Source organism: Nocardia sp. NPDC050408, from assembly GCF_044458905.1.
GTDB lineage: Bacteria > Actinomycetota > Actinomycetes > Mycobacteriales > Mycobacteriaceae > Nocardia.
Genome location: NZ_JBITIL010000015.1, coordinates 56,626 through 70,724, shown reverse-complemented (window position 1 = coordinate 70,724; position 14,099 = coordinate 56,626). Strand labels below are relative to the sequence as shown.

General features: G+C 66.2%; 11 protein-coding genes and 1 riboswitch. Of the genes, 7 read left to right on the top strand and 4 right to left on the bottom strand.

Going from position 1 to position 14,099, the window contains the following annotated elements; translation table 11 throughout:
* Positions 1-74 precede the first annotated feature (74 nt).
* Positions 75-626, top strand: a complete 552-nt coding sequence (locus ACIBJI_RS31635; RefSeq protein WP_364354023.1) for a flavin reductase family protein — start codon at positions 75-77, stop codon at positions 624-626.
* A gap of 57 nt (positions 627-683) precedes the next feature.
* On the opposite strand, the gene ACIBJI_RS31630 is transcribed toward ACIBJI_RS31635, so the two are convergent.
* On the bottom strand, positions 684-2,006 hold the full coding sequence (locus ACIBJI_RS31630; protein WP_364354026.1) for an aminotransferase class V-fold PLP-dependent enzyme: 1,323 nt from the start codon (positions 2,004-2,006) through the stop codon (positions 684-686).
* Positions 2,007-2,052: 46 nt separating this feature from the next.
* Positions 2,053-2,166, bottom strand: a riboswitch (SAM riboswitch).
* A 113-nt stretch (positions 2,167-2,279) separates the two neighbouring features.
* Here ACIBJI_RS31630 and ACIBJI_RS31625 point away from each other — a divergent pair.
* On the top strand, positions 2,280-2,906 hold the full coding sequence (locus tag ACIBJI_RS31625) for a LysE family translocator (RefSeq protein WP_396957776.1): 627 nt from the start codon (positions 2,280-2,282) through the stop codon (positions 2,904-2,906).
* A 38-nt stretch (positions 2,907-2,944) separates the two neighbouring features.
* Here the strand turns inward: ACIBJI_RS31625 and ACIBJI_RS31620 are convergent, their stop codons facing one another.
* Entirely contained in the window at positions 2,945-4,366 is a 1,422-nt protein-coding gene (locus tag ACIBJI_RS31620) for a DHA2 family efflux MFS transporter permease subunit (protein WP_396957777.1), read from the bottom strand.
* 81 nt (positions 4,367-4,447) lie between these two features.
* On the opposite strand from ACIBJI_RS31620, the gene ACIBJI_RS31615 reads away from it, so the two are divergent.
* From ACIBJI_RS31615 to ACIBJI_RS31605, 3 genes are all read left to right on the top strand, one after another.
* A complete protein-coding gene (locus tag ACIBJI_RS31615; RefSeq protein WP_364354035.1) occupies positions 4,448-4,870 on the top strand; it encodes a MarR family transcriptional regulator in 423 nt (140 codons plus the stop codon).
* Between the two features lie 120 nt (positions 4,871-4,990).
* Entirely contained in the window at positions 4,991-9,016 is a 4,026-nt protein-coding gene (locus ACIBJI_RS31610) for a Pls/PosA family non-ribosomal peptide synthetase (RefSeq protein WP_396958006.1), read from the top strand.
* Entirely contained in the window at positions 9,016-10,371 is a 1,356-nt protein-coding gene (locus ACIBJI_RS31605) for a M1 family metallopeptidase (protein WP_364354041.1), read from the top strand. The genes ACIBJI_RS31610 and ACIBJI_RS31605 overlap by 1 nt, the downstream gene beginning before the upstream one ends.
* Here ACIBJI_RS31605 and ACIBJI_RS31600 read toward each other — a convergent pair.
* Together ACIBJI_RS31600 and ACIBJI_RS31595 are read right to left on the bottom strand one after the other, a co-directional pair.
* Positions 10,368-10,556 carry a hypothetical protein gene (locus ACIBJI_RS31600; protein ID WP_364354044.1) on the bottom strand — a complete coding sequence of 63 codons (189 nt, stop codon included), beginning with the start codon at positions 10,554-10,556 and terminating at the stop codon, positions 10,368-10,370. The two genes, ACIBJI_RS31605 and ACIBJI_RS31600, sit on opposite strands and share 4 nt — an antisense overlap.
* Before the next feature lie 24 nt (positions 10,557-10,580).
* Entirely contained in the window at positions 10,581-11,033 is a 453-nt protein-coding gene (locus ACIBJI_RS31595) for a DUF2752 domain-containing protein (RefSeq protein ID WP_364354239.1), read from the bottom strand.
* 556 nt (positions 11,034-11,589) lie between these two features.
* On the opposite strand from ACIBJI_RS31595, the gene ACIBJI_RS31590 reads away from it, so the two are divergent.
* Together ACIBJI_RS31590 and trpS are read left to right on the top strand one after the other, a co-directional pair.
* Positions 11,590-12,645 carry an alpha/beta fold hydrolase gene (locus ACIBJI_RS31590; protein WP_364354047.1) on the top strand — a complete coding sequence of 352 codons (1,056 nt, stop codon included), beginning with the start codon at positions 11,590-11,592 and terminating at the stop codon, positions 12,643-12,645.
* Between the two features lie 227 nt (positions 12,646-12,872).
* Positions 12,873-13,913 (top strand): tryptophan--tRNA ligase, encoded by a 1,041-nt coding sequence (trpS, locus tag ACIBJI_RS31585; RefSeq protein WP_396957780.1) that lies wholly within the window; start codon positions 12,873-12,875, stop codon positions 13,911-13,913.
* Positions 13,914-14,099: the final 186 nt, after the last annotated feature.

Genomic DNA, 14,099 nt, shown 5'->3' with positions numbered 1-14,099 from the left:
CGTCATGTGAGCGCGCGAACCATCAACACCGCACCAACGGTCGCAGCGCAGCCGAGCGCTAGCGAGGCGCAGCTGTGACCGAAGCTCGACCCCCCGCTACGGATATCCAGATTCCCGATGATCTGAGCGGTATCACCGCCGAGCTGTACCGCGCTTCCATGCGGCACTATCCGGCGGGCGTCACCGTTGTCACCCTGGGCTCCGCGAACGGCCCGGTCGGCTTCACCGCGACCTCCTTCGCCTCGTTGTCCCTCGAACCCCCGTTGATCTCCTTCAATATCGCCCACACTTCGTCGAGCCTGACGGCATTGCAGGCGGCCGACTCCGTGGTGATCCATTTCCTCGGCGAACATCAGCACGAGCTGGCCAAGCGCTTCGCCCGCACCGCCGATCAACGCTTCAGCGATCGCTCACTTTGGACCACCCTGGACACCGGCGAGCCCGTGCTGCACGGCACGCCCATCTGGATCCGCGCCACCATCCAACAGCTGATCCCCATCGGCGATCACACCTTCGTCGTCGGGTTGGTCACCCGGGTCCACGACAGAACCGACGAACAGCCCAGCGCCGCTCCGCTGCTCTACTACCGCGGCCGCTACTACCGCCCGACCTCGCTCGAAGACTGAGCGCGGCCGGGCGGATTCGCCTGCCCGGCAACGCTGCGAAGTCCGAGGGGGATCCGATCAGCCGATCGAGCAGGGCGCGGCACCATCTGTGGAATCGGGGCGGGCGAAGGGGCGGGTCTCGGGTGTCGGATTCCAAACTCCGTCGGTGCTGGCGTAATTCCACGACGCACCCTTGTCGACCAGAGTCGCGATGGCCTCGACCAGCCGATCCACATCGTCGGAGCTGGTGCCGAGGCCGATGCTGGCGCGCAGGGCACCGTCGAGGCCTAGGCGCTCGAGCAGCGGGTGGGCGCAGAAGCGGCCGTCGCGAATGCCGATTCCGTGTTCGGCGGAGAGGTAGGCCGCGACGTGGCCGGGGATGAATCCGTCCAGGGTGAAGGCGACAATGCCGACGGTGTCGGGGCTGTCGTCCCAGATGCGCAGCAGGTTGACACCGGGAATTTCGGACAGCCCGGCGCGCAGGCGATCAGCGAGCCGTCGCTCGTGCACGGCAAGGGTTTTCGGATCGATCGCGCACAGCGCGTCACATGCGGCGGCGAGTGCGGCCGCACCCAGGACATTCGGCGAACCGGCCTCGTGACGCTGCGGCGCGGCCGCCCATTCCGCATTGGTGGTGGTGACCTCGCGGACCGCACCGCCGCCCGCCAGATACGGTTCGGCGGCATCGAGCCAATCCCGGCGTCCGACAAGCACTCCAGCGCCGAACGGTGCGTAGAGCTTGTGGCCGGAAAAAGCGAGGTAGTCGATTCCGGTGGAGCGCAGACTGATTCGACGGTGCGGTGCCAGCTGCGCGGCATCTACCAGGATACGGGCACCGCACTGGTGTGCGATGGTGGCCAGGCGCTCGAGCGGCAGCACCTCACCGGTCACATTGGAAGCACCGGTCACCGCGAGCAATGCGGCTGGCTTACTGCACAATTCGGCGATCAGCTGGCGGATCGTCTCGTCGACGGTCGCCGCGGCCTTGACGACGCGACGGCCGTGGCGGGTCCAGGGCAGGAAGTTCGCATGATGTTCGATATCCAGCACCACGGTGTCGCCGGGTACGCAGGCGGCGAGCAGATTCAGCGAATCGGTGGTGTTGCGGGTGAACACCACGACCTGGTCGTCGGCGGCGTCGAGGAACCGGGTGACCGAACCGCGCGCGGCCTCATAGCACTCGGTGGAGATCCGCGAAGCGTAACCGGCACCTCGGTGCACGCTCGCGTAGAACGGCAGCAACTGCTGCACCCGATCGGTGACCTGCGCCAATGCCGGTGCGCTTGCGGCATAGTCGAAATTCGCGTAGGTGGTCTTTCCGCCCTGTACGAGCGGCACCTGGAGGTCGTCGCCGGAGACCCGGGCGAGGGCGGCACAGCTCTGATCGATTACAGCGGTCATCACAAAATCCCATCGGCTTTGGGACCCGAAATCCGGTGATCATCCGAGTCCGCGCTTGCCGCACCCGGTCGGGCTGCGGCCCGGTCGTCACCCGGAGCACCCCACCGCGGAGGAGGGTTGCCGACCAGCTAGCCGGGGCTTGACGCTGGTACTCATGACCTGAACCGAGATTGGCAGATGTCCCACCGCCCTGTCAACCGCGTCTTGGCTGCATACACATGCAGTAGAATAAATAACCTTGCAATGCCGAGTGATGTGCGGTCTGATCGAGAGGTGACGCTCTCCCTGTTGCTCAGCTTTGTCGGCCTGTGCATCCTGCTGTCGATTACGCCCGGCCCGGATTCGTTCCTGGTGCTGCGATTCTCGATCGTGGACGCGCGACCCGGCATCGCCGCGGCGATCGGCTCGGCACTGGGCGGGATCGTGTGGGCAGTCGTGGTCGCGGCCGGCGTCGCCGCACTGCTGGAGCAATCCGCGACGGCCTACCGGACGCTCAAGGTCATCGGCGGAATCTATTTGGTGTACTTGGGAATTCGGGCGCTGATCGATCACCGCAGGCAAGACACCGCCGCGACGTCCGGACAGTCGGCCACACAGGCTCCGACCTCGATTCGCTCAGCATTCGCCGCTGGCTTGGTGTCGTGCATGTTCAACCCGAAGGTCGGACTGTTCTATCTGGCGGTACTGCCGCAATTCCTCACCGATGTCACGTTTTTGAACACCCTCGCGCTCGGGGCCATCGAATGCTCCATTGCCGCCGTCGAAATGATCCTGCTGGCCCTGCTGGCGTCCCGGGCGGTTGCCATGTTGCGGCGCCCCCGGGTTCGCGATCGGCTCGAGCAGATCAGCGCGGCCATCCTCGCCACGCTCGGCATCGGGACCGCCGCCTCGGCCGCGTAACGCGCCGGGCCGGATATCCACCGACCCGGCGCACAGCATCACAGCTTAGGCTGAATCTCCTTGCGCCACAGCAATAGCGACGCTACCAACGAAATGACGGAGGCGGCGGTGAGCCACCAGAACGCCTGCCGGAATCCGGCATCCACCGACAATCCGGCATCGGCCGCACGGTACAGCACCACCGCGAGCAATGCCGCTCCGATCGACCCGCCGACCCGCTGCAGAATATTCACGAACGCTGCCGCATCGGGCAACTGCTCGGGCCGCGCCGAGGCGTAAGCCGCGGCGACGATCGGCACCCCGGTCAAGCCGGTCGCCATGCCGCGGATCAACAGAAGTACCTGTACGACAACAGGATTCATAGAGGCATCGCCGAGCGCGAACGGCACCGTGACCGCTACGGTTACCGCACTGCCGACCACCGCGACCACTCCCCCGCCGTACCGATCTGTCAACCGACCGCCGACGGGCAGCGCGATGATGCCACCGATCCCGAAGGACATGAGCAGCAACCCCGTCGCGATGAGACCGTCATGATGCAGTACCTGAAAGTACAACGGCAGCAACAGCATTGACCCGAAAAGTGACGCACCGGCGAAGGAATTCGCCACATTCGCCGTCGCGAATACCGGATGCCGGAACAGTCCCACATCGAGCAGGCGCCCACCGCGCACCGACCGTGCCACGAACAGCCCGAGCGCCAGCACCCCGACCACCACCGACACCGACACCGTCGGCGCGGAAATGCTACCGCGACTACCGAATTCACCCAGTCCATAAACCAACGCCGATAGCCCGACCCCGATCAATGCGAACCCGATGGCATCGAATCTGCCGCCGTTGCCCGACGCCTGCGCCCGCGGCAATACCCGACGCCCCAGCACGAACGCCACCAGCCCGAACGGGATATTGATCAGGAACAACCACTCCCAATCCAGATTCGCCAGCATGACACCGCCGATGGTCGGCCCGATCGCGGGTGCGGCGACCACCGCGATACCGACCACACTCATCACCCGGCCCAGCCGCTGCGGTCCCGCGACCTGACCGAGCAGCGTCTGCCCAGCGGGCACCAATAGCCCCGCCGTCAGGCCCTGCGCGATCCGAAAACCGATGAGCCAGCCGATATTCGGAGCCAGCGCACACAGTCCGGATGTCACCGTGAACCCGGCGAGCGCGGTCAACCAGACCCGGTCCATTCCGAACTGCCGCCCCAGCCAACCGCACAGCGGCAGCGTGACGGCGAGTGCGAGCAGATAGCCGCTCGCGATCCACTGGGCACTGTCCAGTGCCGCACCGAGATCCGTCGCGATCGAGTTCAGCCCGATATTCACCAGCGACGTGTCCAACATGCTCATGACGGCGCCGAAGACCACCACACCGGCCACCCGCCATACCCGCGCGGGAATGGGTTCGAGTGCGGGTGCGGTGGCGGCGACGGCCGTTCGAGTATCCGACATGGATCCTCCGCTATTTGTAGACAACCTAGATTGCGGAGGTTATCAACAATCTGGCACCTCAACAATAGATATAATTACCGAATGCCCGCTGACCACATTTACCCTCGCGGCCTGCTCCGCTTCCCGACGTACGCGCTCGGCAAGCTGCACAAGGCCGTTCACGCCGAGATGGGCACGTCATTGCGCGAACACTGGGTGCTGGTCTGCCTGGAGGAGTTCGACGATCTGTCCCAGCAGCAGGTCTCCACCGCTCTCGGCATCGACCGCAGCGAGGTGGTCCGGCTCATCGACGGCCTGGAGGAGGCCGGATTCGTCATCCGCACCCGCGATTCGATGGACCGGCGCAAATACCGGCTGTCTATCACCCAGTCCGGGCGCGCCGAGCGCCGCAAGACCGATGAGCTCATCGAAAAGGCCGCCGAGCGGGTGCTGTACCGACTCGACGAGGACGAGCGGCGCACGCTGCACCGCCTGGCGCTGAAGGCGCTCGGCGAAGAGGTTTGAGGCGATAGGGCGCAGGTACCGTAGAAAGTTGGTCACCGTGGCGTTTGCCCACTGGTAACCCTGCTGTGAAACAACAACGAGGAAGCGCTAGGCAGGTCTATGAGAGGTGGGCACGACGTGATGCTGCGGCCGCAGGTCGACACCGCGGCGGGCACGGACCCCGTGAACGGGCTCCGCACACCCGATCCCTTGCTGTGCGGCGCACTCGCGCCGCAGGCCAGGACCCTTGTCGACATCCTGAACAGCACCGCGGCGGCCCATCCGGAGGCGCCCGCCATCGATGACGGTCGGGTAGTGCTCAGCTACACCGAATTGCTGACCGAAATCGACGCCGGAGTCGTGCGCTTGACCGCGGCGGGTGTGCGCCCCGGCGACCGCGTCGGCGTGCGCCTGCCGTCCGGCACACATGAGCTTTACGTCACTATTCTGGCCATTCTTTTCGCCGGTGCGGCCTACGTCCCGGTGGACGCCGATGACCCGGAGGAACGCGCCCGACTCGTCTTCGGTGAGGCCCGCGTCACCGCGATCGTGACCGCGGCAGGCATCGAGCCGATAGCCGTCGAACGGCCCGAGTCCCGCGAGGCATCGACCGTTCGTCCCACACCCAACGACGATGCCTGGATCATCTTCACCTCCGGATCCACCGGAACCCCGAAGGGCGTCGCCGTCACCCACCGCAATGCCGCCGCCTTCGTCGACGCGGAAGCGCGCCTGTTCCTGCCGGATGCCCCGATCGGTCCGGACGACCGGGTCCTGGCCGGACTCTCGGTCGCCTTCGATGCTTCGTGTGAGGAAATGTGGCTGGCCTGGCGCAATGGCGCCTGCCTGGTCCCGGCACCGCGCGCCCTGGTCCGCACCGGCGCGGATCTCGGTCCCTGGCTGGTCCGACACGAAATCAGCGTCGTCTCGACGGTCCCCACCCTTGCCGCGACCTGGCCCGCCGAGGCACTCGAGCCGGTCCGGCTGCTGATCTTCGGCGGCGAGGCGGTACCGCCCGAACTCGCCGAACGCCTTGCCGGAAGCCCCGCGGCGCGAGCGCCGGGCCCGGAGGAGGTAGCGGAGCGTGACCACATAGGGCCCCGCGAACGCCGCGAATCAGATACCGAACGTGAGGTCTGGAATACCTACGGCCCCACCGAGGCGACAGTCGTTGCTTGTGCGGCACTGCTGGACGGCAGCTTCCCGGTCCGGATCGGACTGCCGCTGCACGGCTGGGATCTGGCCGTTGTCGACGCCGCCGGAAACCCGGTGGACGAGGGCGAATCCGGTGAACTCGTGATCGGCGGAGTCGGCCTGGCCCGCTACCTCGATCCGGCCAAGGACGCCGAAAAATACGCTCCACTACCGTCACTCGGTTGGGACCGCGCCTACCGAAGCGGCGATCTGGTGCGCAAAGACAGCGCTGGTCTCATCTTCCTCGGCCGCGCCGACGATCAGATCAAACTCGGCGGCCGCCGCATCGAACTCGGCGAACTCGACAATGCCCTACAGCACCTACCCGGCGTCACCGGGGCCGCGGCCGCGATCCGAACCACCAAGGCGGGCAACAAAGTCCTGCTGGGCTACCTGACCGGCACCGCACCCGATTTCGACCTCAGGGCCGCGAGAGCTCAACTCGCCGAACAACTTCCGGCACCGCTGGTTCCCCGACTCGCCATCGTCTCGGACCTGCCCACCCGCACCTCGGGCAAGGTCGACCGCGATGCCCTGCCGTGGCCGCTGCCGAACACCTCCGAAACCGACACCGTGACCGGCGAACTCACCGAAACCGAGCAATGGATTGCCGGACTGTGGGATTCGATCCTGGGTGCCGAGGTCACCGGTCCGGATATCGACTTCTTCGACCTCGGCGGCGGCTCGCTCTCGGCGGCACAGCTGGTCACCGCACTGCGCGAACGTTATCCGCGCATTACCGTCGCCGATCTCTACGACCATCCACGTCTCGGCGCGCTGGCCGAACTGCTCGATGAGACCTCGCCGAGCGCCGCTGTCGAGGAACGGATCGTGCGCCCGACGCCACTGCGCGCCCAATGGGCCCAGGTGTTGGCCACCGTCCCGCTCACCACGCTCACCGGCCTACAGTGGCTCACCTGGTTGGCCATCGTCGGCAATATCGCGGGCTGGTCCGGCTCGCTGCCCTGGCTGCCGCATCTGTCCTGGTGGTGGACGCTGGTCGCCTTCCTGATCTTCATCTCACCGCCCGGTCGCATGGTGATCTGCGCGAGCGGCGCTCGGATTCTGCTGCGCGGCGTGCGGCCCGGCAGTTACGCGCGCGGCGGATCGGAACACCTACGACTGTGGGCGGCGGTCCGGCTCTCGGAGGCCAGCGGTGCGGAGAGTCTCTCCGGTGCACCGTGGATGGTGCCCTTCGCGCGGGCACTCGGCGCGAAGATCGGCAAGGGCGTCGATCTGCATAGCCTGCCGCCGGTCACCGGCATGCTCGAACTCGGCGACGGCTGCAGTGTCGAGCCCGAGGTCGACCTGTCGGGCTACTGGATCGATGGCGATGTGGTGCACATCGGCCCGATCACCATTGGTGCGGGCGCGGTGATCGGTGCGCGCTCGATCCTGTTACCCGGCAGCAAAATCGGCAAGAATGCGGAGATCGCGGCCGGATCGTCGGTATCGGGCAAGGTGAAGGCCGAACAGGAGTGGGCCGGCTCGCCCGCCACGAAAGTCGGTAAGGCCCAGCATCGTTGGCCGGCACACACTCCCGCGAGGGCCGCGCACTGGGTCGCGATTTTCGGCGTGACCTCGATGGCATTGGCGGCCATGCCCATTCTCGGTTTGGCCGCGGGCGGTGCATTCATTGCCTGGTTCATTCGCGATGCCCGCACACTCGCGGGTGCACTCGCAGAGGGTTTCGCCATCCTGCCCGTCGCAACGCTGCTCAGCCTCGCCGTCTACACCGTGGCCACCCTCATCGCAGTCCGGCTGCTCAGCATTGGACTCATCGAAGGACATCATCCCGTCCGCAGCCGGGTCGGCTGGCAGGCCTGGGCCACCGAGCGGCTGCTGGATTCGGCGCGCACCTTCCTGTTCCCGCTCTACGCCAGCCTGCTGACCCCGGTGTGGCTGCGCCTGCTCGGCGCGAAGGTCGGTAAGAGCGTCGAGGCGTCCACGGTGCTGCTGCTACCGAAATTCACCACGGTCGCCGACGGTGCATTCCTCGCCGACGACACCATGATCGCCAGCTACGAACTCGGCGGCGGCTGGCTGCACATCGGTGATGCGAAGGTCGGCAAGCGCGCCTTCCTCGGCAATTCCGGTATGACCGCACCCGGTCGACGAGTGCCGAAAAACGGCCTGGTCGCGGTGCTTTCGGCGGCACCGTCCAAGGCCAAGGCCGGTTCGTCCTGGCTCGGCAGCCCCCCGGTGCGACTGCGCCGCGCCTCCGAAACCGGCGATACCGAACGCACCTTCGAGCCACCGCTGCGGCTGAAGGTGTTCCGCGGCATCGTGGAAACCTGCCGACTGCTCCCGGTGCTCGTGACCTTCGCCATCGGCCTCGGCGTGCTGTTCACGCTGGCCTGGATCGCGGAATCGGCCGGATACTTTGTCGCCGGACTGCTCTGCGGTCTGGTGCTGATGGCCGCCGGTGCGATCGCGGGGGCAAGTGCGGTCACCGCGAAGTGGTTGCTTGTCGGGCGAATTCGCGCCGAGGAGCATCCGCTGTGGAGTTCGTTCGTATGGCGCAACGAGGTTGCCGACACCTTCGTCGAAACCGTTGCCGCGCCGTGGTTCGCGCGCGCCGCGACCGGCACCCCCGTACTGAATCTGTGGCTTCGTGGACTCGGCGCCAAGATCGGCCGCGGGGTATGGTGCGAGTCCTATTGGCTACCGGAGGCGGACCTGGTGACACTCGGTGACGGCGCGACCGTGGAACGCGGCTGCGTGGTGCAGACCCACCTTTTCCACGATCGAATCATGGCCATGGACACCGTGATCCTGGACGCGGGCGCTACCCTCGGACCGCACTGCGTCGCCCTGCCCGCCGCGAGCATCGGCGCCGGCGCGACCATCGGCCCTGCCTCGCTGGTCATGCGCGGTGACACCGTGCCGCCGTCCACCCGCTGGTGGGGCAATCCGATCGCGCCGTGGTCCAGTCCGGTGCCGAGGCCGAGCGAGGCCGGAGCGGCCAGCTGATGCGGGCCAAGTTCTACGAAGAGCCCATCGACGAATACCTACCGCAGAACGGAAATCGCGGCTATCGGGTATCGCGGTACGAACTGGAGCTGACCTACAAGCTCGCCAGCAACCGACTGGCGGGCCGCGCCGAGATCACCGCGGTGACTACCGCCGTCCGAGAGCGTTTCGCATTCGACCTGTCCCAGTCGCTCACCGTCGCCAAGGTCTTCGTCAACGGGAGCAAGGCCGCGAAGTACACCCATCAACACGGCAAACTCGTGATCACCCCGCAGCAGCGGATTCCGGCGGGCGGGGTACTCGGCCTGGTCATCCAGTACGCGGGCATACCGAAGCCGGTGCGCGGGCCGTGGGGCGAGGTCGGCTGGGAGGAACTGACCGAGGGTGCCTTGGTCGCCAGTCAGCCCAATGGCGCCGCATCCTGGTTCCCCTGTGACGATCACCCGAGTTCCAAAGCCAGCTACCGGATTTCGATAACCACCGACACCCCGTACTACGCGCTGGCCAACGGCACCCTGCTGCGCAAGCAGACCAAGGCCAGCCAGACCACCTGGGTCTACGAACAGCCCGAACCGATGTCGAGCTATCTGGCCACCATACAAATCGGGCCGTACCGCAAACACCGCATCGGCAGCCCGCGCGGTTCGGTGCCGATGCAGGCCGTGGTCCCGCCGCGACTGCGCGCGAATTTCGAACACGACTTCGAGCGCCAGCCGAAGATGATGGAGCTGTTCACCGAGAAGTTCGGCCCATACCCGTTCGAGGCCTACACCGTCGTGATCACCGATGACGAGCTGGAGATCCCGATCGAAGCGCAGGGCATTTCCATCTTCGGCGCCAACCACTGCGACGGCCGCCGCGGCGCGGAACGCCTGGTCGCACATGAACTCGCGCACCAGTGGTTCGGCAATAGCCTGACCATCCGGCAATGGCGTGATATCTGGCTGCACGAGGGCTTCGCCTGCTATGCCGAGTGGATCTGGTCGGAGGCAGCGGGCGGGCCGACCGCCGATCAGCTGGCGCGCGCTGCCCGGCACAATCTGTTCCGGCAGCCGCAGGACATCATCGTGGGTGATCCGGGCACGCAGCGCATGTTCGACGATCGCGTCTACAAGCGCGGCGCGCTCACCCTGCATGCGCTGCGGTTGGAGATCGGGGAGCTTGCCTTCTGGGATCTATTGCGCGAGTGGACGATTCGCTATCGGCACGCGTCGGTGAGCACCGAGGAGTTCACCGATCTGGCCGGCCATTACAGTCTGGTGCCGCTACGGTCGCTGTGGGACGCATGGTTGCTTTCCGAGCCGCTGCCGCAATTGCCGCCCTCCGGTGGGCAGGCTAATTCGACCTCGCGTTAGAAAACCAGGTAGCGCGCCGCGAGTTCTTCGACCAGCGGATCGTCTTCGGCGACGCTGTCGAGTGCGTCCAGATCGGCACCGACCGAGATCTCGCGCGGGTCGTCCTGCTCTTGGTCCCGGATGCCGTCCTCTTCGAGCTGGCGCAATAGTTTCGCCCGCACGCGTTCCTTCAACGAATCACTCATATATGAAGCCTTCCTGAAAAACGGCTAGACCGGCGTGAGCCAGGTCCCCCACGGCGTATTTCGCAGCACCGAATACCCGATGAGCAGCGCGAAGAAAAGCCACATCGTGGTGCGGCTGATCCGAGGTAGTCGCATCCGTTCGCCGCGCCAGGCGCGGATCGACCAGTCACCGATCCACAGCACGAAGGCCAGCACCAGCGGCAGCACGAGCAGATTGCTGTGTACCGCATCGAGAATTCGGCCGTCGGTCAGATTGTGCATGCCGCGCATGCCGCCGCAGCCGGGGCAATACAACCCCGTCAGCGCGTACACCGGGCAGATTCCGTAGGAGCCTTCGCCGTGCGGATCGCGGAAATGCAGCAGGGTCGCGACTCCGATACCGACGCCCGCCGCCACCAGCGGCCACCCCATGGCGCGCAGCCCGATACGCCTCGGCTGTTCCGGTCCTTGATGTGCGACCGATACCGCATGCCTCATCTCCACAAGCACCAACGGTAGCCGCGGCCGCCCCACCCCCGCCACAGCTCGTCCCCGCTACACGGTGGACCGCTGGTACGCCGGACAGCGATTTCTCCGGCTCGGTCGCGGTCGAAATGGACGCCGGAGACCGTTCATCCGTGGTCGTTTTCGTTCGCGCTCCCAATCGCCGCGATGTCCCGGAGATTTCCACCCGGACGATCCGGTCCGCCTGGTGATGCCCGAGGTTATCGCCGGCTTCCTCGCCTCCAGCCGAGCTTCGGCCGCCGCAGGCTGGCGCCAGCTGCACCCGTCGTCGACGCCCGAGAACCGGCGACCGTGGGTCGGACCGCGATTGGGGGCGACAGGGCACGACGGCGTGGGTAACGGGCGGCTCGGGCACCGGCGATATCCAAGAAGAAGCGGCTCGTGCTCATGTTTCTTCACGACAGACTATTGGCCGACCTAATTTCGGGTATCCACCCGATAGAGCCAGGATTCCGCCACTGGGAGCGCTAGCAGTAGCAAGCACTCAGCTTGCACTGTACTGTGGCGGCAGACACAAAGGAGTGCTCAAATGCTGGTCAAGTCGATGAGGACGCTGGCTGAAGTGCGCGGAGACGAACCGTTGACCGCCGCCTACCGTGCCGGACTTCGGTCCCGGACATACCGGACCGCGTCGCTCAACAAGCCCGCCGCCACCCCCGAGATAATCCCGGTAACCACCGTGGACGGGGCCAAACTCAGGGTCCATGCCTACGGTCCCGCCGACGGCGATGTCATCGTCTTGATCCACGGCTGGAGCTGCTGCATCGAGTACTGGAATCCGCAGATCAACGCCTTCGCCGACCGCTACCGCGTGCTCGCCTACGATCAGCGCGGCCACGGCGAGAGCACCCTCGGCAGCACCGGCCCGGGCGCACAGACGCTGGCCGACGACCTCGAAGCCGTGCTCGAGGCAGCTGTCCCACTCGGCAAGCGCGCCGTCCTCGTCGGGCACAGCATGGGTGGAATCACCTTGCAGGCGTGGGCATCTCGCTATCCGGAACAGGTCACTCGACGCGCCTGCGCCGTCGTCATGGCTAACACCGCGGCCAGCGATATCCGCTACGAAACCGATCTGCTGCCGCTGTTCAACAAGCCGCTCATGGTGGCCAAGCGGCCGTTGACCGTACTCGGGGCCAGCGTCCGCGTGCCGCTCGTTATCGCGGAAACCGCACTCAGCGCGCCGATTCCGCTGCCGGGCGGCTGGCCGGTCAGCGCGGTCTTCAAGGCCCGGGTGATGTCCAAGCCCGCCACCCGTGACGAGGTTGACTTCGCGCTCGGCATCGTCCGCTCGTGTCGCCCGCTCACCCGCGGCCTGCACGCCGCCGCCATCGGCAGCCTGGACCTGGGCGACGCCGCGAAGCACCTGACGGTGCCGACCACGGTCATCGCGGGCGCGGAGGATCACCTGCTGCCCGAACGCATGTCCCGCCCGATCGTCGAGGCCCTGTCCGAAGCGGGTCATCTCGCCGACTACCAGGTCTGGCCGACCGGCCACCTCGGCAATATCGAGGCCGCCGACCGCTTCAATACCCTGCTCGCCGACGTGGTCCAGCGCGCCAACCCACGCACGGCCGCCGCGGGCTGACCCGAACCTCTGCTGGGGCTGGTCAACGGCGCCCGGCCCCAGCAGAAAATTCCTTGAACGCCACTGGTCACGGTTGTTATCTTCGACGGGTGATCACCATTCGACGGATCTGGCGTCGGCTGCCTCAGCAGCCCTGATCAACCATGTCCACGGGCTGTACGCGGCCCGTGAATGTTCCTGCGCGGAACGAGGTTTCGTACGGCCCTCGATCGTCCAGGAGCCCCACGTTGAATTCCTACTCCGCCACCCGCGACCGCAGTGACGCACTCGCAGACGCCATCGCGGCCAATCCCAGCCGATACCGGGTCCTCACCGGCGAACGACCAACCGGCCCGCTGCATCTCGGCCACTACTTCGGGACGATCGCCGAACGAGTACGGCTGCACAATCTCGGCGTCGATACCTTCGTCATCCTCGCCGACTACCAGGTCATCACCGACCGCGACGGCATCGGCCCCGTCCGCGACAACGTCTACAACGCCGTTCTCGACTACCTCGCCGCAGGCGTCGACCCGAACCGCGCGACGATCTTCACCCATTCGGCAGTCCCCGCACTCAACCAGCTGATGTTGCCCTTCCTGAGTCTGGTCACCGAGGCCGAACTACATCGAAATCCCACGGTCAAGGCCGAACACGCCGCGGCAGGGCGCGCATTGAGCGGACTACTGCTGACCTACCCGGTCCATCAGGCCGCCGACATCCTGTTCTGCAAGGGAAATCTGGTCCCCGTCGGCAAGGACAACCTGCCGCACATCGAATTGACCAGGGTGATCGCCCGCCGCTTCAACGAACGCTACGGCCACACCTTCCCGCAGCCGCAACCTCTGCTGACCGCGACTCCCGAAATTCCGGGCCTCGACGGACGAAAGATGTCGAAAAGCTACGGCAATGCGATCGCCCTCTCGATGACCGCCGACCAAACCGCCGCCGTCATCCGCCGCACCCAGACCGACGCCGACCGGACTATCACCTTCGACCCCGAACACCGCCCCGGCATCTGCGCCCTACTGACCACCGCGGCACGCTGCACCGGCATCGACGAACAAACCCTCGCCGCCGATATCGGCGATGCCGGAGCCGGAGCCCTCAAGAAATTCACCACCGACGCGGTCAACGACTACTTCGCCGCACACCGCCGACGTCGCGCAGACCTCGCCCGCGACCCGGAGTTCGTCCGCACCGTCCTGCGCGCCGGAAACGAACGCGCGAACGAAATCGCAAACCACACCCTCGACGAGGTCCGCGCCGCAACGGGAACCAACTACTGACGCACAACCACCGACATGCCCACGCCCGAAACGAACACGCCAACGAAATCGCAAACCACACCCTCGACGAGACCCGCGCCGCAACGGCAACAACTACTGACGCACAACCACCGACATGCCCACGCCCGAAACGAACACGCCAACGAAATCGCAAACCACACCCTCGACGAGACCCGCGCCGCAACG